Source organism: Oceanimonas aquatica (genome assembly GCF_030732065.1).
In the GTDB taxonomy this organism is placed as follows: Bacteria; Pseudomonadota; Gammaproteobacteria; order Enterobacterales; family Aeromonadaceae; genus Oceanimonas.
Genome location: NZ_JAVBHX010000003.1, coordinates 72,820 through 96,612, shown reverse-complemented (window position 1 = coordinate 96,612; position 23,793 = coordinate 72,820). Strand labels below are relative to the sequence as shown.

Below are 23,793 nucleotides of genomic sequence, written 5' to 3'. Positions count from 1 at the left end.
CGCAGCCGGATTTTCAATTCAGCGCCCCGCCTTCGGGCCGCCCGGCGGCTAAATCCAGCAGAGGGCACATTTCGTTCACCTGCATGGGTTTGTAATAGTAATAGCCCTGCACCCTTAACGGGCCGAAGTCGTTCAGCAGCTCCAGCTGCTCCGCCTGCTCTACCCCTTCCACCACCAGGCTCAGCGACAACTGACGGGCCAGCTCCATAATGGTGCGCAGCAGGATCAGCGCCCGCTCATTTTCACAGGCTTCCACCATAAAACTGCGGTCGATCTTGAGTTCATCAAGAGGAAAACGATGCAGGCACGACAGCGCCGAATAACCGGTACCAAAGTCATCTAGCGACAGGGTAAAGCCGCAATCCCGCAACTGTTGCAGCATATTCACACCGGCCTCTATCTGCTCCATCATGGTCGACTCGGTGACCTCCAGCCGCAGCTGCCGGGGAGCCAGTCCAAAGTGGCTGACGGTGGCCATCAGCCAGTCGCAGAAATCGGGCTGAGTAAACTGCTGGGCGCCCAGATTCACCGACACCACCGGCGGCGCCAGCCCCTGCTCACGCCAGGCCACCAGCTGAGCACAGGCCTGTTCGATGACCCAGCGATCCAGCCTGACCGACAGGCCGCTTTGCTCGGCCACCGGAATAAACTCCACCGGCGACAGCACACCCAGGCGCGGATGTGTCCAGCGCAGCAGCGCCTCCAGCCCCACAATACGCTCGTCGCTGGAGCATACCTGTGGCTGGTAATGCAGGCTTACCCCCTGAGACTCGCCGGTGCTCAACATATGACTGAGACTATGCTCTATAACCAGCTCCCTGTGGTGCATCTCGTGCTGACGCTGATCCACAAACTGAAAGCGGTTTCGCCCTTCCCGCTTCGCCATGGCATGAGCATATTCCGCCGCCTGCAGCAGGTTTTCGGGCTCACGCGCATCCCTGGGGTACACCGAGATCCCGATGCTGGGTTGCAGGCAAACGATGTTTTTATCCGCCAGCACCATGGGCTGAGACAGTAAATGCAGCAGTTTGTCGGCCAGTTGCGCCATGGTGGCGTCTTCCGCCTTGCTGTGGCGCAGCACCGCAAACACGTCGCCCTGCAGCCGCACCAGGGTATCGGCTTCATCTACCGCGGCCTGCAGGGTACGCGCCTGCTGGCGCAGCACGTCGTCGCCCCAGGTCATGCCCAGTTGCTCGTTTACCGGCTTGAGGCGGCCGATATCCAGCACCATGAGACCAACTCGAATTTTGTTTCGCTGGGCTTCGGCCAGGGCCTGATCCAGCCGGGTGGCCAGCAGCTGGCGATTGCCCAGCTGGGTTAAGGGATCCTTGAAGGTAAAGGGGGTGCGGTCCTGCTCGTAACTGCGCTGGCCGCTGAGATCGTGGCCAATGGCCACGCGGTGAGTTACATCGCCCCTGGCATTGGTCAGGCTGTTGATGCTGAGCCACTGCGGATACACCTCACCGGTCTTGCGCCGGTTCCAGACCTGGCCGCTCCAGCTGCCATGGTGCAGCAGTTGATGCCACATTTTCCGGTAAAAGTCGGGATCGTGCCTGGCCGACTGCATCAGCCTGGGAGTTTTACCGAGCACCTCTTCGGGACTGTAACCGGTGATTTGGGTAAAGGCCGGATTCACCCGCTCGATCACGCCGTCGGCGTTGGTCACAATAATGGATTCCAGGGCGTTGTCGAACACATGCTGCAACAACTGCCGCTTGAACTTGAGGTTGTGCTCCAGGGTAAAGGCATCCATGCCTGGTACTGCCACTGAAGGAGACTGTTCTTCGCGCACTGTGGGTATCCTTACCGTTTGATTGTTATTTTTTTACACGTCCATGATAATTTCTTGTAAACATTAATTGAAACATTTTTGTCACATTTTACGCCACCGGGATCATGGTGGCGCAACAAAGTCCGTCAGCGGGTCACCTCGCGCCGGTTAAAGGTGCGATCGCTGGCCCGCCGTCGCGGATTGTTGAGAATGTCCAGCATGGCGGAGGGGTTGGTCAGTTTGTCGTCTTTATCGACCGGTTTCAGCCAGTCGGGCAGGCCTTCTATGGTGACTTTGATGTTCTCCTTTTGCTGCTCATAGGGAGGAACATTCAAGACAGGCTTATCATCAAGCTTATCAAGGCCAAGCTTCAGTTCATCGAGTACCGGCTCAAGGACAAACTGCTGTTCAGGCTTAAGTTCCGGGCTGGCAAGGCTATAAGCCGTGCTCTTGTCTTCCTCCAGAGTAAACTTATCCTTGCCGAAATAATGCAGTTTACTGAGCATCTTACCTTCTTCGCCGACTTTCACTTCAGTATCCAGCAGGGTGACAAAGCCGAAGCGCAGGGTGTCGTTTTCTTGAGCCAAGGTGGTGTTTGCATCATCAATTCCCTTAGTTTCATCGTGATCATTGATGGTCAGCTCAAGCGGCAAATTGAGTTCTGTTTCCGGGAACGGCGAGTCCTTGATGAAGACAAAATTGTCGGTATCAACAGTAACTACATGCTCACCATTACTGCTATCGCTGACACTCCATTCCAGCTCGTCATAATCAAATGATGGATCAAGCTCAAGCTCTATATTGCCGTCAAGGCCACCGGCAAACTCGCCGCTGTAACTGGGCAATTTATTACCCTCGGTGTCCAGCCCCACTACGGTAAAGGAAGGGGGGGTATCAAAGCTCATACCAGGCCTACCCGCATAAACTATATTACCCGTAATATCACCGTTTTGAGTTTTGATCACCTCTAGTGACGCAGGTACGGTACGGCCGATATATGCACTATGACCTTCAGTAATAAGTGGAGTATCACCCTCTGGTATATAGTCGGCTTTCCAAGCATCAACCGTCACGCCCAGTCGCCCTACAATATCACTGGGAAACAGGTGGGAAGAATACAAATTTGATGCACCATCATCATTCAGATCATAATCCTTTAGCTGATTAAGATCTTCATTTTCCAAGGTCGCGTGGATGCCATTTAAAGTCCGACCTGCGAGCCAGTTCAATGACAGTGGCTGATCATCAATGTCGAGCGCCGCTACTGTGAGTTCGATTTGTTCACCTGCTGCGGCTAGTACAGCACAGCTGCCGGCATCGCTCGAATAGTCAAAACCGCTGGCGCCACCGCAATCAACACTCTCTTGAACTTGCCAATATCTGGGTACAAAGGCGACCTTATCGGTGATGGCAGTATCGAATCCACCTTCGGGGAGAGCTTGTTCAACACTCAGGGTTAACTGATCTGCATTGGGATAGCTCAAAGTACTACCGCTCACCGGCAAGCTTAGTCTTTTGCTTTCTCCTGCCTTGAGGGTGGCAATAATACCGCCATCCGCTTTATATAATGTCACCGGGATTTCGTCATCATAGCTGGCGTTACTGTCAAAATTCAATAATACGTCAACCTCACTGCCACCGGAGAGACAATTACCGTTAAAAGAGATAGCCGCCTTGCCACCCGCATAAGCGGTATCAACGTCAAAGGTCAGCGGGCCGTTATTACTGCTAGTTACGGAAGATGATACGGTACAGGTTCTTTCACCGTTCACATAACATACCAAAGGGTTATCCGTATCAGGATTCATGTTGCCACCCTGGCCGTCGCTCTGCACCACCATGGTAAAGGGGTAGCCCGGTGTTCTGTTCAGCGACTGGGACTCACTACCGTAAATTTTGTTGAAAATCGCCAAATTGGAACCATTAGCCTTAACGTGCAGCTTGGCCTTATCTGTGTATTTTTCAGTGCAACTTTCATTGACACAAGCATAGGCAGTAAGCTGCTTACTACAGCTATTGAAGTGCAATTCGTAATGATGAACCAGGCCCGTAGAAGCATTTTGAGAGATATTATTGATAAAGCTATTTTCATCCATGTCCAGATCAATAACGTTTACCGCACCGTAAATGCCAGCATTTTTATCCAAATCCAGTTCGCCATTTACATACACCGAGCCATAAAGCCTGGCACCTTCATCCAGCTCCACTTCGCCTTCTTCGCCATCGTCGTCATCATTGTCATCGCTGAGGTAGCGATTACTCATGCCATACACATAAACAGTGATGGGCTGGCTGCTGCTGCCTAGCCTTGTTTTGTCATCAAGTTCCAGCTCAGCCCCGACATGCAACGTTACCGCGCCCGCAGCTTCAAGTACCGCAGCCTTGTTGCCATCATCCTGGTCTTTCAGTTCAACTTCATGGAAGTAATAATTCCCCGCATCCAGGATGAGTGAACCTTCCAGTTCAAGCTTCTCAGCAGACACTTTTCCTCGAACCTTTGAAGAAAAGCCATCAATATCCAGCTTTTTATTGGTAAGCAAACTTCCGGTGAAGTCTGTTTTTTCAATTTTGATGTCCGTATCAGGTGCATAGATATGAAGATGATTGATACTGCCAGCTTCGACAATATCGACATCATTTTTTACATAAAAGTGGGTTTCACCTTCTAGAATGAGAGTGCCATCACTAACGTCGAGTTCTTCAATCCAGTACTCACCTGCCGGAAAAGTTATCTGCCCACCGTCCTTCACTTCTATTTTTTTTATTTTATATTCGCCATTAGAGTTTATTATCTCGAATTTACATTTATCTTTGACAATGATTTTTTCATAAGATGACGCAGAATCTCGTTTATTACCTTCATCACAATCCACTTCATGCGAAGAGCTTGTACTTTCAAATACCCGTGGAAATAGCACTGCATTACCATTAAAGCTCGATAATTCAGCTTTCTTCCCCAACTTATAACTCAGCCGACAGTCTTTATCATCACACTTTCCATCCAGCGAGTCATCCTTGTTTTTGAAATCAAGATAACCCAAGGTGCCGCTCATTTTACGTGAGCCATAAATTTCAGCTCCCGCATCCATTTCTATTTCACCTAACTCACTGTGACTTTGAGCAGCATAGCAAAACAGCTCTTCTGTGGCGCCCGCTTCATTGCAGGCGCGACTGTCATTATTGCCGTTATTGCCGTTATTGCCGTTATTGCCGTTATTGCCGTTATTGCCGTTATTGCCGTTATTGCCGTTATTGCCGTTATTGCCGTTATTGCCAGCATAACTATGGAAAGACAAAGACAGCAAGGCTATAAGTGACAGCGCTATCACTTTTTTCATTCAATCACCTCAACTTCGATATTTCGGACCACAGTCAGGCCGCTGCCGGAGCAGTTACCTGTGGTTATGATTTTTACCTGGGTTGCTGCGCCGCCGCTGGGCTTTTGCAGATCCTGAACATGGGCCTGGCATTGGTTAATGATGGCGGGAGCGCTACTTGTGACTACCATGTCGGCGTCAATATTATCGAGCGTTGCAAAGATTTGTTGCTCCAGTACGGCTTCGGCCGCAAGCCGGGCTCGAAGGGCCAGGGTTTCATACACCAGCTGGCGGCTGCTCTGCCCCGAGAGGGTGACCATGGTTGCCATCAGGCCAGACAGAATAAGCATGATAAAGAGCACGCTGATCAGCATGCTGCCGTGCTGGCGTGAGACCTCAGGGTGCATAAGTCACCTGTAATTGTGCCGGCAGTACCAAATCACCATCCCGCGTGCTCAAGGTCAGCTCCATCTGAACCAATTGATTGGACCAATCGTAGCCCAGAAAGACGGTATCTCCTGTGATCCCGGTCACCATCAGGCTGGTTTTTCCCCAGTCTTTACCGGGGCTTTTTACTTCACGTTCAAGGTCGCCGCTGCGCAGGCAATAGCGCACCTGCTCATTTTTCAGCAAGGTATAGCGCTGACCCAGTCCTTCACGTCTGAAGTCAATATCAGCGGGAGTATCAAAGATATTACTCACGACAAAATTGTTATCGGTAGGCTCTTGCTCCAGCTGATAAACATTTTCAGGGGCTATCGCCGGGTAATCACCCCATTCAATCTCTCCGCTGTCGGCACGAATGGCCATATAGCTGCTTTTGATGTTTGTATTGTTCAGACTGAGGGGCTTGATAAAGGTAGCCAGATTGTTTTTGGCCATCCCGGTATAGGTGCCGGCAGCCAGGGCGGGTACAAAAGAAAGGCAGCGGTTGCTGTCACTGATATAAACGCTGGGCCCATAGGAAACTGCCAGTTCACGGCGCAGGCGTTCCATGGCAAAACGGGCGCCGGCCAGGGCCTGAGCGCGTTCTGCCCCCCCTACGTAACTCTCAGCCATTTGAGCGATAAAACCGGTGCCGAATACGGCACTGATGCCAATCAGCACCATCACAATCACCAGCTCCAGCAGGGTAAAACCACGGGCCTTCATCGTATGTTGTACCTGTGCAGAATAAAGGAAATGTCGCTCCCGCTCTTATCCGCAATGGTGATGATGACTTTTTTGTAATCAGCACTGCCATCACTTTTTTCTTCAACACAAGTATTTATCTTGTAACGAGAATACAAAGTGGCATGGCTTAAATTAAGCTGTTCTTCCCCTGCAAGCACATCTCCAGAGATAGCATTTTCATCACCGCACCAGAGGTGAAAGTCATCTACATCATCAAAGTCAGTTAGTTCACTTTCGCTGCCATCGGGTCCGAAATCTTCCTCTTTGGTGCAGTCGGTGGAGCAGCGTTCCTGTTCGTCGGGCTTGTTTTTTTCATCATATTTTACCGCCAGCACCTGCTCAGCCAAGGCTTCGGCCAGGGCCACGGCGCGAAACTGAAATACCGGATCCAGCTGTCGCGGCTGGCTTAAAAAAAACAATCCCGCCCCCACCAGGATAATGGCCAGCACCGCCAGCCCTACCACATATTCCAGCAGGCTGAGCCCTGCATTACGGCGCAACATGAATATATCCCTCGGGTTCTATCAGTACGGTTTTACCGGCAAGGGTGATTTGCAGCCTAGTTACCAACGACTGATAGCCAGTACCAGTATTTACAAAGGGACGGCCAAGGCGGCTGGATTCACTGAGATAATTGGTATCGCTGGCGACTTCGCCAAATTGCAGTACAAATGGAAGAGTGATACTGGCACTAACCGGTAGTTCAACACCCAGCCACAGGTTGGGGTCCAGACTAGTCATATCTTCCAGCAAACTCGAGCTTTGGCAATTACTGGAAATGGATACCCCATTGGTAGTAACCGCAATCACACCGCAGCGTTCTAAAGGTGCAGTGCTCTGCAGCGCCTGAGGGTCGTTCATGGCTCTGAGCTGAGCCAGACGCAGTAAACCCGCCAGATTGCGCGCCTGAAGGGAGCCTTCAAAATCACCACCAACGGGCAGGCGCGGAATGGCCACGGCGGCCAGTATGCCTACCAGCACCAGCACTGCGACCATTTCTATTAATGTAAAAGCGCCCTGCTTGCTCAAATATTCAGCACCCCTTGGTGTTCAGTTTTATACTTGCCGGCTTGCTGTTGGTTGCCGCCGTATAGGTCACTTTGCAGTTATCAAGTTCCTGGCGCTGCCTTGGTTTGATATGCAGATTTTTTCCAGCCTGACCACTGTCGTCACTATCGGTGTATTTAATTACGTAGTTATCGCTGTCGAGCACTTCACCGGCCTTTTCGTTTTTAAAACCTTCAGATCCGGTAAGCAGAGCAATAATGCCGTATTCGTCGGCGGTGGGATAGCCCCGCACCCAGCTGACACCTCCGTCTACACGGCTCGCCACCAGGTTAAAACTGGCATCGGTATGAGTGCCGGCGCCGAGTTTGTCGAAACCGCCGATAATAGCTTTGGTGTGAGCCAGGGTGGTCGCGGTTTTCATAGCGTTGGCCAGTGCAGTGAGATTGGCAATATAGGCATCACGCTGTAAATTCAGAAAGCGGGGTGCGGCGGTAGCCCCGAGAATACCGAGGATGACCATTACCAGCACCAGCTCGATAAGGGTAAATCCGGCTGAGAGACACATGGTACACCTACGATGGTTAAATGTACGGAATTAGTGACGCCAACAATAAATAACTTAGAGACAACAAGCGTTCTACAGGGGGAGAAAAGGCAGCCGAAGCCGCCTTAAAGGAGTTAGCAATCGCTGGTTGTAGCTGCGACTCCTGCCGTGCTGCCAGCACCTGAAGCTTCAGTGTAGGTTAGGCCGCACGTGTCTCTCTTAGAAAACCTTGCAGAAGGGAAAATCTGCAAGGTAGGAGGGGTAACATCACCCGAGATAATTACGTTATAGGATACTTCTGTATTAGATTCAGTGGTTACAACTGCGTAGTCAGTGTTTTCAGTCAGGTCAATCAGCTTCAGAATTCCGTCTTTAGACGCTTCGGGGAAACCATATTCAAATTTCACATTCCCAATACCATCAACATCAACACTTTCATCTGATTCTTGGTCCACTCCTGCCAAAACAGCTTTAGTACTACCAAGTGTCATCGCAGAGTTAAATGATCCTTTAAGCGCATTTACATTCGCACCATAGGCATCATCTTGCAGGTTGATAAACCGCGGTGCGGCCACCGCACCCAGAATACCGAGGATCACGATAACAATTACCAGTTCTATCAGGGTAAAACCCGCTGCTCTTTTCATTTTTTTTCCTTGCTTTTTTGTGTTGCCAGTCTGTTATGAAAGGTTGAGAAATTTACTCAACTAATTCAATTAATTATCGTAATAAATGGTACTGATAGAGCCGGTTTCAATCCAGCCTTTTTTGTGTAAAAACCGTTCATGCATGCAAAAAACCGGCTCACCCGCCTTTTACAATGTTGACCATGTCCCACATGGGGGTGAATATGCCGAGCGCCAGCACCAGTACCATGCCGGCAATGGCGGTGATCAAAATGGGTTCAATGCGCGACGACAGGTTGGCAATGTCATAATCCACCTCTTCTTCGTAGAAACGCCCCGCTTCCATCACCATTTCATCCACCCGGCCGGTTTCTTCCCCTACCCGGAACATCTGCAAAATCAGGGGGGTAAACACGCCGCTGTTATCGGCCACCGCCGACAGGCTGTCGCCGGAGGTCAGCCCCTCGCCCATGCGGTGAATGGCCTGGGTCAGAAAGGCATTGTCGGTGGCACTGCCCGCCAGGCGCAGCACCCGGGTAATGGGCACACCGGCGGAGAGCATCATGGCAAAACTGCGACAAAAGCGCGCCAACAAAATGCGCTTGATCAGCGGCCCCACAATGGGAATGCGCAGCAGGGTATGGTGCCAGCGCAGCCGGCCCGTTGGCGTGCGCACATACCAGGCGAACCCGCCGGCGAGGGCCAGGCCGCCGGCCACCACCAGACCAAAGTAATGAGTAAAAAAGTAAGAGCTGCCAATCAGAAATCGGGTAGTCGGGGGCAATTCCGCCCCCAGGCGGGCAAAAATGCCACTGAAAGCCGGGATCACATAAAGGTTGATGATGGTCATGGCCGCCACCATGGCAATGGTCACGAACATGGGGTAACGAATGGCGGCCTTGATGCGCCGGCGGGTGTCCAGCTCCAGCTGGTAATAATGAGCCAGCTGCAAAAACGCCTGCTCCAGCTGGCCGGTGCTCTCCCCCACTTCCACCAGCGACACAAACAAACTGTTGAACAGATGCGGGTGGGCCGCCAGGGCGTTGGCCAGGGTCTGGCCCTGATTGAGAGACTGGGCAACCTCATCGAGGGCTTCTTTCAGTACCCGCACGTCCGTGGTATCGCGCAGCCCTTCCACAATGCGCAAAATGGGAATGCCGGCCCGGGTGAGTGAGGCAAACTGGCGGCTTAAAATCAGCAGTGCCTCGGGCTTGATGCCACCCTTGAGGAACTGACGCAGTTGCAGCCAGGTTTTGGTGCCAGAGCGGGCTTCCTTCATTTCCACCGGTATCAACCCCGCCTGGGCCAGGCTGGCGGCGGCGCTTTCGGGCGAGCTGGCCTCCATGCGGCCCTCGCTGAGCTGGCCCTGACGATCCCGGGCCTTGTACTGGTAAAAGGCCATCAGTCCACCCACTCGGACAGGCGCAGCACTTCCGACACCGCAATATTGCCCTGCAGGGCCTGCTCCAGTGCCGCCTGGGCCAGAGTCACAAACCCGGGCTGGCTGGCCACTTCCGCCTCAAAGGCCTCGATATGCTGTTTGCGCAGGGCGTCGGCCATGGCCTGGTTGACTTCCAGCCATTCAAACACGCCAATGCGTCCCTTGTAGCCGGTGTGGTTGCAGCTGGCACAGCCCTCGCCCCGATAAAACTGACCGTGCTCGGCCTGAGGGTTCAGGTGCATCAAAAACTGGCGCTCGCCCTCGTCGGGCTGGTGCGGCACCTTGCAGTAGTCACAGATTTTACGGACCAGGCGCTGGGCCAGCACGGCTTTCAGGGTGCTGGCCACCAGGTAACCGGGCACACCCATGTCCATCAGCCGAACCGCGGAGCTGGGGGCGTCGTTGGTGTGCAGGGTAGACAGCACCAGGTGGCCGGTGAGTGCGCCGCGCATGGCGATTTCGGCGGTTTCCTGATCGCGCATTTCGCCGATCAGCAGCACGTCCGGGTCCTGCCGCAGGCTGGTGCGCAGAATGCGGGCAAAGGTGAGCCCCACCTTGCTGTTCACCTGCACCTGGTTCACCCGGGGTAGCCGGTATTCCACCGGGTCCTCGGCGGTAATGATTTTGCGATCCGGGGTATTGAGCTCGGACAGCGCACCATACAGGGTGGTGGTTTTGCCGCTGCCGGTGGGGCCGGTTACCAGAATAATGCCATTGGGGCTGGCCAGCTTGCGCCGGAACGACGCCATCAGCGCCGGTGCCATGCCGGCCTGCTCCAGGGTGCGGGTGCCGCCGGACTGATCCAGCAGTCGCAGTACCACCGCCTCGCCATATTGCACCGGCATGGTGGCCATGCGCACATCTACCGGATTATTTTTGATACTCAGCTCAAAGCGGCCATCCTGAGGCAGGCGCCGCTCGGAAATATCCAGCCCGGCCATCAGCTTGAGCCGCGACACCAGCGCCGGCGCAATGGCCACTTCCTTCAGCTCGGTTTCCTGCAGCAGGCCGTCTACCCGCATGCGCAGGCGAATAACCTTGTTATCGGGCTCAATGTGAATGTCGGAGGCGCCCACCTGCAGGGCATCTTCAAACAGCGAGTTGAGCAGTCGCGCCACCGTGGCGTCGTTATCTTCCAGCCCGGCGGTGTCAATTACGCTGCGGCTGGGGGCGTGCTCTTCCGACAGCTGACCGGCCAGGTTGGCGATATCGTCGGTACGCCGGTAGAGCTGATCGTACAGCGCCAGCATCTGGCTGTGAGGCGCCACCGCCAGGTGTACCTCGCGGGGGGCCAGCAGATTGCTGATGGCGTCCTGAGTATCGAGATCGGCAGGGTCGGCCAGCACCACCGTGGCCTGGTTATCGTCGGCGTCGATCACCAGGGCCCGGTAGCGCCGGGCGTACACTTCCGACAGCAGTTTAACCGCCTGGGGCTTTATCTCGATTTTATTGAGATCCAGCAGCGGGATCACCAGCTGCTCGGCCACAAAGCCCAGCAGTTGCAGCTCGGTGAGTATGCCCATCTGCACCATCACCGCCCCGAGGCGGCCACCTTCCTGGCGCTGGCGTTGCAGTACTGTCTCCAGCTGGGCTTCGCTGATCACGCCATGGTCAATCAGCAGCTCGCCCAGACGTTTAGTGAGTTTGCGTTGTGCCATGTTGCTCCAGTTGCTGGTTCACAAATTGCAAGGAGGCCACGCCCAGATCCACACTGGCGCGGGCCTGCTCAAAGGCGGCGGTAAAGTCGCGCCCCAGGGTCCGCTGACACAGGCCCAGGCCCAGCCACCAGGGGCCGCTGTCCTGTTGTGCCAGCAGGCGATGATAAAGAGAAACGGCGGCATCACACCGGCCGCTACGCCGGCCGGCCTCGGCCTTGAGACCGTAGTAGTCGAGGTGTTCAGCCAGTGCCGGCTCGGCGCCGTCCAGTACCTTCCAGGTGGCGGCGTGGCGGTTTTCACTGGCCAGAATGCGCGCCAGGGTCAGGCGCAACTCCGGTTGTTGCAGGGCCAGTTCAATGCCCTGCTGCAGCAGATGTTTGGCCTCATTAAGCGCGCCCCGGCCATATTGGAGTGATGCCAGCTTTAAGCGAAGGTCATGAGCGTCAGGAAATTCTGCCAGCACCCCGGCCAGGGCGCCTTCGGCTCCGGCCCAGTCGCCGGCAGCAAGAGCCAGATCGGCAGCCTTTTGGCTTTCTGCCAGACGTTCGCTCCGACTGTAGGCCACCTCGCTAATCGCCAGCTCGCTGGCCGCCGGCGGAGTGCTCATTACCTCGGCCCACACCGGATCCTGCCAGTCGGGTTTGTCGTTCTGGGCCAGCGCGGGTGTACCAGACAGCGCCAGCAAAATTACCCCACTAACGACTCTCATCAGCGAATGCCACTGTGCAAGGCATCAAGAGCGGACGGCGGATACCATTTTTCCAACAAATCCCGGGAGCGTTGCAGCTCGGTTTCCCAGGTATTGGCCGCCACCACCACGGGGCGCAGCATGATCACCAGCTCGCTCTTCTGAGTGGCCAGGTTGCGGTTCTTGAACAGGTTGCCCAGCACCGGGATCTGGCTTATCAGAGGCACGGCGGTTTCCTGCTGGATTTGTTTTTCCTGCATCAGACCGCCGATAATAATCACCTCGCCGGACGCGGCTTCCACCACTGTATCCGACTCCCGCACCGTACTTCTGGCAAGAGGGAGCTGAAGTTCACCCTGGCCGAAATTAATGGTTTTATTGGCATCTTCCACCTCACTCACCGCCGGGTGAATATGCAGCAACACGCGGTTGTCATCGGCGATCTGAGGAGTCACATCCAGCGAAATACCCGAGAAAAACGGACTCAGTTCAATGTCGGGAGACGTTTCCGATACACCGCTGGTATTGGTGGTGGTCAGTGAAAAGTCGGTCACAAAGTATTCATCGGTGCCCACCTTGATCACGGCTTTCTGGTTATTGCTGGTGGTCACCCGCGGATTGGACAGGGTATTTACCTCGCCTTGTGTCTGTAACAGGTTAACCACGGCTTCAAAGTTACCGTCGGTATAATTAAACACGGCCCCGCCACCCAGCAAATTAGCCAAGGGGCTTAAAAATCCCGGATAGGGCTGGCTGGTACCCCCTGTGGCTATCTGACCCTTTCGGCTGTCGGCCGACAGGTTATTCCACTCAATGCCCTGCTCATAACCGTCATTCAGCTCCACTTCCACAATGCGGGCTTCGAGGATCACCTGACGCTTGAGCTGGCGCTCGGCGCGGGTGAGAAAGTCATCCACCAGGGCCAGCTCGTCGGGGGCAGCCCGCACGGTTACCAGGCCGGCCTGAGGATTGGTGACCACTACCCTGCCTTCGTCATCGCCAATCAGCCGGCCGAGGGCGCTTTCCAGATCGGACCAGAAATCGTTGCTCGACTCGGTATTGATGCGGGTGGCGCTGCCCTCGCCGTTGCCGTCCTCGCCGGTGGCCAGACTGCTGCCGCTGATGGCGGTTTGCGACTGGCCGTTGCGGCTGAGCATCAGGTAGTTGACGTTAAAGGTGCGGGTACGCACGCCGTTGGGAAACACCTGATACACGCCGCCCCGGCGCTCAATGCCGTAGCCGTAAAGGCCGGAAATGGCCTCAAGGATCTCCGGCAAGGTGACCCGGCGCAGGTTAAGGGTAATGGTGCCCGCCACTTGCGGGTGCACCGCAATGCTGACCTTGTGCTGGCTGCCAAGGGCGGCAAAAAACTCCCGCGCATCCACATCCCGGGCCGAAATATCGAAACGGCGCAGCGGCGCAGTCTGACTGCCGCTTACCGGGCGGCGCGTACTCAACAGCTCCTGCTCTACCGCTGCCGGCACCGCATCGGGCGTGGCCCGCAAGGCCTCGTCGAGGGCGTCCTTGGGCAGGGTGCCATCGGGCGCATGTACACAGGCGCCAAGGCCGGCACACAAGAGGGCCAGGGTAAGAGGTCGTATCATCCGTTTCATTGAGTATCCGCGTTATCAAAAGTGGGAAACAGGCTCAGCACCAGGCGCTTGCCCTGGCCTTCAAGCACCACCCGCTCGCTGGTGATGCGCAACAGCCGGTAGCCACCAATGGTGTCGCCCTGCACATAGCGATGGCCGTCGAGAATGGCGCTGGGCTGGCCACCGCCGAAAATGGCCTGCAGGCGGGGCTCAGCCGGCGTCTGGGCATGCAGCTCGGTTGAGCCGGCCGCCGGCGGGGTCAGGCCCGCAAGGGGCCGGGTGGGATCCTGCAAGCTGCTGGTGGCACTCAGCAGGGTAAAAACCAGGGCACTGGCATTAACCACGGATCAGCTCCTTGTGTTGACTGATGGTAAAGAATTCCAGCCGAATATGGCCGGTGGGATATTGGTCCAGCTCAAAGCTCAGGCTTTGCCAGAAAATCCGCCCGTTCAGCCGCTCCAGCCCTTTGGCGTAGTCCAGCAACTGCAGGTAGCTGCCGGACAGCTCCAGCGCCAGGGCATGGCGATACAGGCGCTGGCCGCCTTCCTGGTTCTGCGCCATGGGCTCGGCCGGCAGGTTGGTAAGCCCCAGCAGGGTCAGGCCACTGCCCTGATCCAGCACCGACAGCAGCAGTCCGGCCATCTGCTCCGCTCCCACCAGGGTGCGCATGCGCTGATCCACATTCTGGTTAAGCCGGTCCAGCTGGCGGTTGAGCCGCTGAATGCGCTGACTTTGATCACTGGCCTTGAGCTCGCCAATACGCCGGTTAAACTCATCCGCCAGCCCGCGCTGCTCGGCCAGCTCCCGTTCCAGGCGCTGTTGCTCGGCCTTCAGACGTTCACCGGTGGCCTGCAGCGTTTGTTCAAACAGGGTCAGCCCCAGCCAGGCCGCCAGCGCCCAGCCGGCGACCGCCAGCAGCCAGCGCTCGCGTTTGGGCCGGGCCATAAAATGGTCGTTGAGCAGGATCAGCCGCTGTTTCATTGGGTGACTCCTTCACTGTGCAGGCTGAACGACAGTCCGCCGGGCTCGCGGCGATGTATGTTCAGCTTGCCAAATTCCCGCCGGGCCAGGCTCTCGCGGCCGTCAAAACCCAGGATCCAGGCCGGCACGGCGGCGGCATCGCTGGCTTCGCCGGTCAGGGTCATGGCGCGGCCCTGCAACTGCACGCCGGTCAGCGACACTCTGCTCCAGGGCACCCGGGCCAGATCTTCCAGGGTGTCGGCGTAAGACACCAGCTCGTCCTGACTCAGCAGACCCAGCAACTGGCGGCGGGTGCGAATGTCCCGCTCCAGGCGCAGACGCTCGCCATCGTCCTGGCGCTGATTAAGCAGGGCCAGGCCTTGTTGCAGTTGCGCCACATTGTTCCGGGCAGCGGCAAGCTGCTGCTCCAGGCCGCGGTTGGCGGCGTGCAATTGATAGTTGGTCAGGTGTTGCCAGGCAAACACACTGCCCCACAGCAACACCAGTGCCACCAGCCCTAGTCCACACTGGCGCAGGGTGGGCAGATCCCGCACCGGCTTGAGGGCGGCCTGATAAAACTCGATGCGTGTTTTCACCGGCTTTCCTCCTGCAACATGCCCAGGGCCGGCAGGCTGACCGGTGACAGGTGTTCGTTGCTGAGGGATTCGGGCTGAATATCAAACACCTGGCCAATGGCGGTCTGCACCGCCGTTGTCACCCGGGCCGGCAGGGCCAGAAACCACTTGTTGGGGGCATTGAGCCTGAGCTGACCAGTGGCGTAGTCGATGCTGCGCTGCAGCTCCAGCAGCAGGTTGTCAAACACGAACTGATCCACCGCCATGGTGTCGTCGTCCAGGGCCTGAAAGCCGCGAATGGTTCGGGAAAAATGCCACTGGCGCTGATGCACAAAGGTCATGGTCAGCTCCTGGCCGGGCACCTTGTGCAGCACCAGGCCGCGCTGGTCCGGGGCCAGCAGGTTGGTCATGGCCAGTTCATCCACGCCCATGGTCTCAATGTCGCACAGGGGCGACACCGCCTTGACCAAGGCCGCCAGTTGAGCCCGCCGGCTGTAATAAACGGCAATGCGCTCGGTGCCCTGGGGGCCCGCGGGCAGGTCAATATAGTCAAACAGCAATTGCTCCACCGGCTCGTCCACCAGCTCGCGCATGCACCAGGGCAGGGCCTGGGCCAGCTCGTCATCGGGCATGGCGGGTTTGTCGAGCTGCGCCTGACGGTAATATTGCCGTCCCAGCGCCAGCCGCAACCGCCGGCCCTGCCAGTGTTGCGCTTCAATCAGGGCGGTCAGAGCTTCGGCCGGTTGCTCGCCACTGGCCAGAGGGTACTCCACCACCTGCTGCGGATATTGCTCTTCCACCGCATAGAGCGCACTTGAAGTGAGGTAAATGCCCACTGCCGTGCTGCTCTGGGCAGATTTGAACCATTTGAACATTCAGGCCCTTTCTTCGGTGAAATAAAGAAAAGGCAGTATAAACAGTTAAAAGCGGTTAATGAACATGGGCTTGAACAAAGCAGAAATAAAAAAGGGACGCTTTCGCGTCCCTGTTATTTTCATTGATGTGGATCAATGGCTGTGCGCGGCACCGGCTCCCTTGGGAAAACGAATGCTTTCCACCAGGTCCTGTACTTCCTGCGGAGTTTCGGTAGTGACTTTGGCCACAATCAGCGAGACCGCCAGGTTCACCAGCATACCCAGGGTACCAATCCCTTCGGGAGAAATACCGAACAGCCAGTTTTCAGGGGTGCTGGCCGCCGGATTGATGAACTTGAAGTAAATGATGTAGCTGGCGGTAAAGGCAATACCGCTCACCATACCGGCAATGGCGCCTTCCTTGTTCATCTTCTTGTAGAAAATACCAAGAACAATGGCCGGGAAGAAGGACGCCGCTGCCAGACCAAAGGCAAAGGCCACCACCTGCGCCACAAAGCCGGGCGGGTTAATCCCCAGGTAACCAGCCCCAATCACCGCCACGGCGGCGGCAATGCGCGCGGCCAGCAGCTCCTGCTTGTCGGTCATGTCGGGCTTCAAGCCTTTCTTCAGCAGATCGTGCGCAATGGAGGTGGAGATCACCAGCAGCAGACCCGCCGCAGTCGACAGCGCCGCCGCCATGCCGCCGGCCGCCAGCAGGGCCACGACCCAGTTGGGCAGCTTGCCAATTTCGGGGCTGGCCAGCACGATGATGTCGGGGCTGATGGTCATTTCGTTGCGCTCGTCACCGGAATAGAAGAGGCGACCGTCGTTGTTCTTGTCTTCCCAGGTAACCAGGCCGGTTTTCTCCCAGTTGGCGACCCAACCGGGGGCCTGTTCGGCGACCACACCCTTGCCGTCGGCACCGTTGAGGCCGTCAATCATGTTGACCCGAGCAAAGGCGGCCACGGCGGGGGCTGTGGTATACAGGAAGGAGATGAACAGCAGCGCCCAGCCGGCAGAGATACGGGCATCACGCACCTTGGGCACGGTGAAGAAACGAATGATCACGTGAGGCAGACCGGCGGTACCCACCATGAGCGCGGCGGTGATGAAGAACACATCAATGCCCGACTTGCTGCCCGAGGTATATTCGGTAAAGCCCAGCTCTTCAGACAGGCCGTCAAGCTTGTCGAGCAGCTCCATGCCGTCCGTGGTCTGGCCAATAAAGCCCAGCTGCGGAATGGCATTGCCGGTCACCAGAATAGACACAAAAATGGCCGGTACCAGGAAAGCGAAGATCAGCACGCAGTACTGGGCCACCTGGGTGTAGGTGATGCCCTTCATTCCGCCGAGCACCGCGTAGAAGAACACGATGGCCATGCCGATGATCACACCCACGTCGATGTCCACTTCCAGGAAGCGGGAAAACACCACGCCGGTACCACGCATCTGGCCCGCCACATAGGTGAAGGACACAAAGATGGCACAGAATACCGCTACCATGCGCGCAGTCTGGGAGTAGTAACGATCACCGATAAAGTCCGGCACGGTAAACTTGCCAAACTTGCGCAGGTAAGGCGCCAGGCACAGCGCCAGCAGCACATAGCCACCGGTCCAGCCCATCAGATACACACTGCCGTCGTAGCCGGCAAAGGAAATGATGCCCGCCATGGAAATAAAGGACGCCGCCGACATCCAGTCGGCCGCCGTGGCCATGCCGTTGGCCACCGGGTGCACGCCACCGCCGGCCACGTAAAATTCACCGGTGGTGCCGGCCCGAGCCCAGATGGCAATACCGATATAAAGAGCGAAGCTGAGCCCCACCAGAATAAATGTCCAGGTTTGAATATCCATTTCCTGCCCCTTTTACGCTTCGTCTACGTTGTATTTCTTGTCGAGCACATTCATTCGCCATACATAAACGAAGATGAGCACCACAAATACATAAATGGCTCCCTGCTGGGAGAACCAGAATCCGAGTTTGGCACCGCCAATGGTGAAGGCATTGAGCACATCCACCAGCACGATGCCGCACAAATAGGAAACCGTGAACCAGATGGCCAGCAATATGCCCATCAGCCGCAGGTTTTCCTTCCAGTACGCCTTTTGTTTTTCCTGACTTTCGAACGCCATTCTTTCTCTCCTTGAATCACCGAATACGGTTCGAAAATAACATTAACGCGAAGAAAGGAATTTGAAACTTAGACTTTGGTATTAACAAGGCGTTAACAAAAATGAAACAAGCAAAGCCGGAGCGGCAGAGCGCCCCGGCGAGGAAGGGATTCAGAAGAAGCTTAAGGTAAGATAAACCACCACGGGAATAATGGCCACTGCCATCACATTGCCCAGCAGCACTATGCTGGCCATTTTGTCGGGCTGGCAGCGATATTGCTCACACAGCAGGTAATTGAGGACCGCCGGCGGCAACATCACCGACAGTGCCAACAACTGCAACCACTCGGACCTGAGCGGCAGCCACCACGTTACCAGCGCAAAGGCCACCGCCCCCGCCAGCAGGTAGGCCAGGTTCACCCGAAACGCCAGCCCCAGGTTGCCGACCTCCCCCACCGACAGCCGCACACCCAGCGCAAACAGCATCAGCGGCACCGCCATCTGCCCCAGCAGATCGGCGCTGGTGTAAACAAAGTCGGGCAGCAGCGCTTTATGATCCGCCAGCAGCACACCGGCCACCGCCGCCCACACAATGGGGTTTTTCAGCCACTGCCAGCGACCCGCCTCGCGGGAAAGAATAAACAGCCCCAGCGAAAAGTGCAGCAGGTTGGACAAGACAAACAAAATGATGATGGCGCCGAGCTGATCTTCGCCATAGGCCAGCATCATCAGCGGAATGCCGATATTGCCGGTATTGCGGAACATGCCTGCCAGCACCAGGGTGCGTCGCTCCAGGCCCTGAAAACGGAACAGGCTGAGCAGCAGCCCCGGCAGGGTAATGCACAAGGCACCGGCCAGGATCAGCGGCCAGCTGTCGGCAAGGGAAACGGGGTTGTGAATAAGGGCGGAAAACACCAGTGCCGGGCAGAACACCGCCACGTTGGCCAGATTGACAAAGCCCATGTCCGGGTTGCGCTGACGCCGGCCAAACACATAGCCGACCGCCACCACGGCGAACACCGGCAGTACGATGTTAAGCAGAGTAAGCAGCATAAAAGAAAGGAAAGCCAAAAAACGGCAATAGTGCGTCTTTTGGCTTTCGGTGTCCAGATGTGAGGCTCGTCAGCACCCGAGCCTGTCATACCGGCCTTTGAGCCGGTATCTTTCTACAGCTGTGCTCTTGAACAAGTGCATCCCGCCCCGGACTCCGGGTCAGGCCCGGAGTGACGACCTTTGGGGGCGAAGGCGCCCCGCGCTCCAGCCTCAGCCGTAACGGCTGTAGGCCAGGCCGTCGCTGTCGATGTCCGGCTGCTTGCCGGAGATCAGATCGGCCACCAGTGCCGCCGAGCCGGCGCCCATGGTCCACCCAAGCGTGCCGTGGCCGGTGTTCAGCCACAGGTTCTTGTAGCGGGTGCCGCCGATGATGGGGGTACCGTCCGGGGTCATGGGACGGAAACCGGTCCAGAACTCGGCTTCATCAATTTTGCCGCCTTTGGGGAACAGGCTGCTGACCGAGTGGGCGATGGTCTCCCGGCGGGCGGCGGGCAGATCCTTGTTGAAGTCGGCCAGCTCTGCGGTGCCGGCGGCACGAATACGGTTTTCAAAGCGGGTAATGGCCACCTTGAAGGTCTCGTCCATCACGGTGGACTGAGGCGCGTCTTCGTCCTTGTTGACCTCAATGGTCAGGGAGTAGCCCTTCACCGGATAGATGGGCAGGCTGATGCCGAGCGGGGTGAGCAGGAAGGGCGAGTAGCTGCCCATGCACACCAGCACCTGATCGGCGGTTTCCAGGCCATGATCGGTCTGCACGCCGCGAATTTCGTCGCCGTCGCGCACCAATGCCTTGATCTCGGAGTTGAACTTGAACACCACGCCCTTTTCCTGACACTTCTTCACCAATGCCTTGGTGAACAGGTTGCAGTCACCGGTCTGATCATCGGGAAAATGCAGGCCACCCACCAGCTTGTCCTTTACCCGGGCCAGGGCCGGCTCGCGGGCAATACAGTCTTCCACGTTAAGCATGGCGTGATTCACGCCGAACTCCTGCAGCACCTTGATGTCCTTGGCGGCATCGGCCACCTGCTTCTCGGTGCGGAACACCTGCAGCAGGCCTTTCTTGCGGCCTTCAAAGGGCAGGTTCAGCTCGTTCTGCAGGGCGTTGATGCACTGGCGGCTGTACTCGGATACCCGCACCATGCGTGACTTATTGATGCTGTAGGACTTTTCGTTGCAATTGGCCAGCATGGACAGCATAAACTTCCACTGCGCCGGATTGGTGCCGGGGCGGACCTTGAGCGGGGCGTGGGACTGGAACATCCACTTCATTGCCTTCACCGGAATGCCGGGGGCCGCCCAGGGAGAAGACATGCCGAACGACAGCTGGCCGGCGTTGGCAAAGCTGGTTTCTTCCGCCGCATCGGGCTGACGATCCAGCACCACCACTTCGTGGCCCTGTTGCGCCAGATACCAGGCGCTGGTTACGCCGACAACACCACTACCCAGAACCAAAACTTTCATAACACTTCCCTATCAAGATGCCTGTTGAGCGAGAATATCATCCAAAAAAATGGAAATATCCAGAGTGATACATCACAAAAAAACCTCGCGTTTATCTGGGGGAAAGGCGGACGCGAGGCGATGACGGGCAAGCATTACAGGTTAGTCTGCGGCGGGTTTTTACCTAAGAATAAAATTCCAATAAAAAACAAAAATACAGAACTTAAAACCAAACATTAAATACCTGTGATCCACTTCACAAAACGTGAAGAATCAGTCGCTTTCCAGGCGGGAAATGGCCTCTTCGAGTCCTTTTTGCAGTAGCGCCAGTTGCGCGTATGGCAGGGGTTGCTGTTGCTCGGGCCATTGCCGTGCTCCCTCGGCCAGTTCGGCCAGGGCGGTTTCACCATCGGCACGGGCACAACGGGCCAGTCCACTCAGCAAATGCGCCACTTCGGCCCAGTCGCCTTCTGCCTGAGCCGCCTGCAGCAACCACAGCTCGTCCCGGCACGCCGGCAACTCGGCGGATTTGCTGTCGGGCTTCACCGGCGGCACCGGCTCGCCGCCGGCCGGTACGGATGCAGGCCGTTCGGTACCGGGGCGGCCGCACTGCTCCACCAGCGCCTGATACAAGTCGTTGCGATTGACCGGCTTGGACACATAGGCATTCATGCCCGAGCCGTAGCTGCTTTCCCGATCGCTGCGCATGGCACTGGCGGTCAGGGCAATAATGGGCACGTCATGATGGCGCTGCAGCCGGCGGATCTGACGGGTGGCTTCCAGACCATCGAGAATGGGCATCTGCAAGTCCATCAGAATGGCATCAAAGGCCTGCCGGGACACCAGCTCCACCGCCTGACGGCCGTTATCGGCCAGACTCACGGTCACGCCCACCCGGGCGAGGTATTCGATCACCAGCTGCTGGTTAAGACGATTGTCTTCCGCCAGCAGCACATGACAGCCGGACAGCCGGCGGCGGTAATGATCGGCGTCGGTATCGGTCATAACCGGGGCCTGTGCCGCCGGCGCGGGATTCAGCACCCGCGCCAGACAGGCCGACAGCCGGCTCCAGGTGACGGGTTTGGAGACATAATGCTCAATGCCCAGCGCCCGCATTTGGGTCGCCGGACGATCCCGGCCAAAGGCACTGACCACCAGAATGGGCAGCGCTTCAAGGTGAGCTTGCTGACGAATGCTGCGGGCCAGGTCAAGCCCGTTTTCCCGCCCCAGGCAGCAGTCGATCAGCGCCAGTGCCAGCTCTCCGCCCCGGTGTTGCAGCAGGGCCCTGGCGGCGTCGATGTTCATGGCGGTATACACCACAAAACCGGCCCGTCTGAGCATGTCGCTCATCACCTCCAGCGCCTGGGGATTGTCGTCCACCACCAGTACCTTCTGGCCCGGCTCAAACACCGGGGTAAAGTCGGGCTTGTCGTCACGGGCCGGACGCAACGGCAGGGTCACGCTGAAGGTAGAGCCCCGCCCCGGCACACTGTGCACACTGATACTCCCGCCCATCAGCTCCACCAGGTGCCGGCAAATGCTGAGCCCCAGCCCGCTGCCACCGTATTTGCGGGTGGTGCTGGCATCCACCTGGGTAAAGGACTGAAACAGCTGCTCCTGCAACTCGGGCACAATGCCGATGCCGGTGTCGCGCACGTCAAACCGCAGCCGGGGCTCGGCCTCGTCGATGACCGACAGGCTCAGCACCACCTCCCCCCGCTCGGTGAACTTGAGGGCATTGCTGACCAGGTTGGTGAGCACCTGGCCCAGACGCAGGGGATCGCCCTGCAGCCGGTCAGGTACGTTGGGCGCCTTGTTGATGATCACTTCCAGCTGTTTTTGCTCCGACATGTCGGCAAACAGCCCCGCCAGCCGCTCCAGCTGTTCGTTCAGATCAAAGGCGATGTCTTCCAGCTCGAGCTTGCCGGCTTCCACCTTGGTGAGATCGAGAATGTCGTTGATCAGCAACAGCAGGTTGTCGGAAGACAGCTGGATCTTGGACAGGTAATCGCTCTGGCGGGCGTCGAGGGCGGTTTGCTGCAGCAACGACACAAACCCGATGATGGCGTTCATCGGGGTGCGGATTTCGTGACTCATGTTGGCCAGAAAATCGGTCTTGGCCTGGGCCAGGGCCCCGGCGCTGCGGCTGGCCTGGCGCCACTTGCGGTTATTGAGATAGAGCAGGCCGCCGCCGGCGCACAGCAACCCCAGCACCAGCATCAGCGCCAGCCCCAGCAGCTGGTCCCGGCTGTGCTCGGTACGCTGCCGCCAGCCGGCGATCCAGTCGTAGAACTCGGCGATATTGGTATCGGCAAAACGGTGGCGCAACCGGATCAACCGGCGCAGGTTGACCGAGTAGATGCCCTGCGCATAAAGCGCCTCATCCAGCCGTGGCGTGGACGGGGTCCGCTGGCGCAGGGCGCCCGCTTCACGCTCCAGTCCCCTGACAAACAGCGGATTGGTGGTGTAGAGATAGAGCCGGCTGTGCTGCAAAAGCTGCTGCAGGCCCGGTCCGGCTTCACCCGCCGGCACCCGGCCCACGGCATCGGCAAACACCCCCAGGCTGTGGCGCGCATGCAGCTCCGCCTCCTGTAACTGCTGCAGGGTCTCGAGGTAGTCGTCGGGGTGCTGATCCCCGGCCAGGGTGGCCAGCTGAGCCATGCCCGACTGACTGATGTGCTGCTGAAATTGCGACAGCAGCAGGCTGAGCCGGCGCACCTTGTCGTCCAGCAGCACGGCGCCCTCAGCGTCGGGCATCATTACCTGGTGGTGAATGTGGTAGAGCTCGTCGACAATGGGCTCGGCATAGCGCAGCAACTGGCGGCCGTCCTCATACTGACGATACAGGCCGTGAGCGTGGCCGAACAACAGCAACAAGGCCACCGCGAGCGGCAGCAACAGCCAGCGGCGTTTTTGAACACGGGCGTCGGGTTTTGCGGCCGCCATCATCTCTTGTGTCTACCTCGTGGTGATATAGT

The 23,793-nt window shown here is 57.2% G+C and carries 22 protein-coding genes; 1 reads left to right on the top strand and 21 read right to left on the bottom strand.

The annotated features are described in order from the left end of the window. Positions 1-13 precede the first annotated feature (13 nt). The 20 genes from Q9290_RS05665 to Q9290_RS05570 all read right to left on the bottom strand — a co-directional run bounded on the left by Q9290_RS05665 (position 14) and on the right by Q9290_RS05570 (position 20,836). Positions 14-1,792, bottom strand: coding sequence for a putative bifunctional diguanylate cyclase/phosphodiesterase (locus Q9290_RS05665; RefSeq protein WP_306078670.1), 1,779 nt, complete (start codon positions 1,790-1,792; stop codon positions 14-16). Between the two features lie 125 nt (positions 1,793-1,917). After that, a complete protein-coding gene (locus Q9290_RS05660; RefSeq protein ID WP_306078669.1) occupies positions 1,918-5,109 on the bottom strand; it encodes a hypothetical protein in 3,192 nt (1,063 codons plus the stop codon). After that, positions 5,106-5,495, bottom strand: coding sequence for a hypothetical protein (locus Q9290_RS05655; RefSeq protein WP_306078668.1), 390 nt, complete (start codon positions 5,493-5,495; stop codon positions 5,106-5,108). Before Q9290_RS05655 ends, Q9290_RS05660 begins: the two co-directional genes overlap by 4 nt. Beyond that, a complete protein-coding gene (locus Q9290_RS05650; RefSeq protein WP_306078667.1) occupies positions 5,485-6,240 on the bottom strand; it encodes a type II secretion system protein in 756 nt (251 codons plus the stop codon). The genes Q9290_RS05655 and Q9290_RS05650 overlap by 11 nt, the downstream gene beginning before the upstream one ends. Next, a complete protein-coding gene (locus Q9290_RS05645; RefSeq protein WP_306078666.1) occupies positions 6,237-6,764 on the bottom strand; it encodes a prepilin-type cleavage/methylation-like protein in 528 nt (175 codons plus the stop codon). Before Q9290_RS05645 ends, Q9290_RS05650 begins: the two co-directional genes overlap by 4 nt. Then, complete coding sequence (locus Q9290_RS05640) at positions 6,751-7,290, bottom strand: pilus assembly FimT family protein (protein WP_306078665.1); 540 nt, start codon at positions 7,288-7,290, stop codon at positions 6,751-6,753. The genes Q9290_RS05645 and Q9290_RS05640 overlap by 14 nt, the downstream gene beginning before the upstream one ends. A 4-nt stretch (positions 7,291-7,294) precedes the next feature. Beyond that, a complete protein-coding gene (locus Q9290_RS05635; protein WP_306078664.1) occupies positions 7,295-7,834 on the bottom strand; it encodes a pilus assembly FimT family protein in 540 nt (179 codons plus the stop codon). Between the two features lie 113 nt (positions 7,835-7,947). Next, positions 7,948-8,460, bottom strand: coding sequence for a type II secretion system protein (locus tag Q9290_RS05630; RefSeq protein ID WP_306078663.1), 513 nt, complete (start codon positions 8,458-8,460; stop codon positions 7,948-7,950). A 157-nt stretch (positions 8,461-8,617) separates the two neighbouring features. Continuing rightward, positions 8,618-9,841, bottom strand: a complete 1,224-nt coding sequence (locus Q9290_RS05625; RefSeq protein WP_306078662.1) for a type II secretion system F family protein — start codon at positions 9,839-9,841, stop codon at positions 8,618-8,620. After that, positions 9,841-11,538, bottom strand: coding sequence for a GspE/PulE family protein (locus Q9290_RS05620; RefSeq protein ID WP_306078661.1), 1,698 nt, complete (start codon positions 11,536-11,538; stop codon positions 9,841-9,843). Before Q9290_RS05620 ends, Q9290_RS05625 begins: the two co-directional genes overlap by 1 nt. Beyond that, positions 11,516-12,247: a tetratricopeptide repeat protein gene (locus Q9290_RS05615; protein ID WP_306078660.1), complete on the bottom strand. Its 732-nt coding sequence runs from the start codon at positions 12,245-12,247 to the stop codon at positions 11,516-11,518. The genes Q9290_RS05620 and Q9290_RS05615 overlap by 23 nt, the downstream gene beginning before the upstream one ends. Further along, entirely contained in the window at positions 12,247-13,839 is a 1,593-nt protein-coding gene (gene mshL / locus Q9290_RS05610) for a pilus (MSHA type) biogenesis protein MshL (protein ID WP_306078659.1), read from the bottom strand. The genes Q9290_RS05615 and mshL overlap by 1 nt, the downstream gene beginning before the upstream one ends. Continuing rightward, complete coding sequence (locus Q9290_RS05605; protein WP_306078658.1) at positions 13,836-14,162, bottom strand: SctD/MshK family protein; 327 nt, start codon at positions 14,160-14,162, stop codon at positions 13,836-13,838. The genes mshL and Q9290_RS05605 overlap by 4 nt, the downstream gene beginning before the upstream one ends. Continuing rightward, entirely contained in the window at positions 14,155-14,799 is a 645-nt protein-coding gene (locus tag Q9290_RS05600) for a type 4a pilus biogenesis protein PilO (protein WP_306078657.1), read from the bottom strand. The genes Q9290_RS05605 and Q9290_RS05600 overlap by 8 nt, the downstream gene beginning before the upstream one ends. Next, positions 14,796-15,374, bottom strand: a complete 579-nt coding sequence (locus Q9290_RS05595; protein ID WP_306078656.1) for a fimbrial assembly protein — start codon at positions 15,372-15,374, stop codon at positions 14,796-14,798. Before Q9290_RS05595 ends, Q9290_RS05600 begins: the two co-directional genes overlap by 4 nt. Beyond that, complete coding sequence (locus Q9290_RS05590) at positions 15,371-16,228, bottom strand: MSHA biogenesis protein MshI (RefSeq protein ID WP_306078655.1); 858 nt, start codon at positions 16,226-16,228, stop codon at positions 15,371-15,373. Before Q9290_RS05590 ends, Q9290_RS05595 begins: the two co-directional genes overlap by 4 nt. A gap of 132 nt (positions 16,229-16,360) precedes the next feature. Next, entirely contained in the window at positions 16,361-18,061 is a 1,701-nt protein-coding gene (locus Q9290_RS05585; RefSeq protein WP_306078654.1) for a sodium:solute symporter family protein, read from the bottom strand. Positions 18,062-18,073: 12 nt separating this feature from the next. Then, positions 18,074-18,340: a DUF4212 domain-containing protein gene (locus tag Q9290_RS05580; protein WP_306078653.1), complete on the bottom strand. Its 267-nt coding sequence runs from the start codon at positions 18,338-18,340 to the stop codon at positions 18,074-18,076. 150 nt (positions 18,341-18,490) lie between these two features. Then, positions 18,491-19,372 carry an AEC family transporter gene (locus tag Q9290_RS05575; RefSeq protein ID WP_306078652.1) on the bottom strand — a complete coding sequence of 294 codons (882 nt, stop codon included), beginning with the start codon at positions 19,370-19,372 and terminating at the stop codon, positions 18,491-18,493. A 210-nt stretch (positions 19,373-19,582) separates the two neighbouring features. Further along, positions 19,583-20,836: a D-amino acid dehydrogenase gene (locus Q9290_RS05570; protein WP_306078651.1), complete on the bottom strand. Its 1,254-nt coding sequence runs from the start codon at positions 20,834-20,836 to the stop codon at positions 19,583-19,585. Between the two features lie 24 nt (positions 20,837-20,860). Between Q9290_RS05570 and Q9290_RS05565 the strand changes: the two genes are divergently transcribed. Next, positions 20,861-21,055, top strand: a complete 195-nt coding sequence (locus Q9290_RS05565; RefSeq protein WP_306078650.1) for a hypothetical protein — start codon at positions 20,861-20,863, stop codon at positions 21,053-21,055. A gap of 33 nt (positions 21,056-21,088) precedes the next feature. Here Q9290_RS05565 and Q9290_RS05560 read toward each other — a convergent pair whose 3' ends face one another. Continuing rightward, positions 21,089-23,764: a hybrid sensor histidine kinase/response regulator gene (locus Q9290_RS05560; protein WP_306078649.1), complete on the bottom strand. Its 2,676-nt coding sequence runs from the start codon at positions 23,762-23,764 to the stop codon at positions 21,089-21,091. Positions 23,765-23,793 lie beyond the last annotated feature (29 nt).

Bases quoted from the DNA above. Each gene is read 5' to 3' on its own strand.
- Q9290_RS05660 (WP_306078669.1), bottom strand. From the start codon at position 5,109: ATGAAAAAAGTGATAGCGCTGTCACTTATAGCCTTGCTGTCTTTGTCT.
- Q9290_RS05655 (WP_306078668.1), bottom strand. From the start codon at position 5,495: ATGCACCCTGAGGTCTCACGCCAGCACGGCAGCATGCTGATCAGCGTG.
- Q9290_RS05650 (WP_306078667.1), bottom strand. From the start codon at position 6,240: ATGAAGGCCCGTGGTTTTACCCTGCTGGAGCTGGTGATTGTGATGGTG.
- Q9290_RS05645 (WP_306078666.1), bottom strand. From the start codon at position 6,764: ATGTTGCGCCGTAATGCAGGGCTCAGCCTGCTGGAATATGTGGTAGGG.
- Q9290_RS05635 (WP_306078664.1), bottom strand. From the start codon at position 7,834: ATGTGTCTCTCAGCCGGATTTACCCTTATCGAGCTGGTGCTGGTAATG.
- Q9290_RS05630 (WP_306078663.1), bottom strand. From the start codon at position 8,460: ATGAAAAGAGCAGCGGGTTTTACCCTGATAGAACTGGTAATTGTTATC.
- Q9290_RS05625 (WP_306078662.1), bottom strand. From the start codon at position 9,841: ATGGCCTTTTACCAGTACAAGGCCCGGGATCGTCAGGGCCAGCTCAGC.
- Q9290_RS05620 (WP_306078661.1), bottom strand. From the start codon at position 11,538: ATGGCACAACGCAAACTCACTAAACGTCTGGGCGAGCTGCTGATTGAC.
- Q9290_RS05615 (WP_306078660.1), bottom strand. From the start codon at position 12,247: ATGAGAGTCGTTAGTGGGGTAATTTTGCTGGCGCTGTCTGGTACACCC.
- mshL (WP_306078659.1), bottom strand. From the start codon at position 13,839: ATGAAACGGATGATACGACCTCTTACCCTGGCCCTCTTGTGTGCCGGC.
- Q9290_RS05600 (WP_306078657.1), bottom strand. From the start codon at position 14,799: ATGAAACAGCGGCTGATCCTGCTCAACGACCATTTTATGGCCCGGCCC.
- Q9290_RS05590 (WP_306078655.1), bottom strand. From the start codon at position 16,228: ATGTTCAAATGGTTCAAATCTGCCCAGAGCAGCACGGCAGTGGGCATT.
- Q9290_RS05585 (WP_306078654.1), bottom strand. From the start codon at position 18,061: ATGGATATTCAAACCTGGACATTTATTCTGGTGGGGCTCAGCTTCGCT.
- Q9290_RS05580 (WP_306078653.1), bottom strand. From the start codon at position 18,340: ATGGCGTTCGAAAGTCAGGAAAAACAAAAGGCGTACTGGAAGGAAAAC.
- Q9290_RS05575 (WP_306078652.1), bottom strand. From the start codon at position 19,372: ATGCTGCTTACTCTGCTTAACATCGTACTGCCGGTGTTCGCCGTGGTG.
- Q9290_RS05570 (WP_306078651.1), bottom strand. From the start codon at position 20,836: ATGAAAGTTTTGGTTCTGGGTAGTGGTGTTGTCGGCGTAACCAGCGCC.
- Q9290_RS05560 (WP_306078649.1), bottom strand. From the start codon at position 23,764: ATGATGGCGGCCGCAAAACCCGACGCCCGTGTTCAAAAACGCCGCTGG.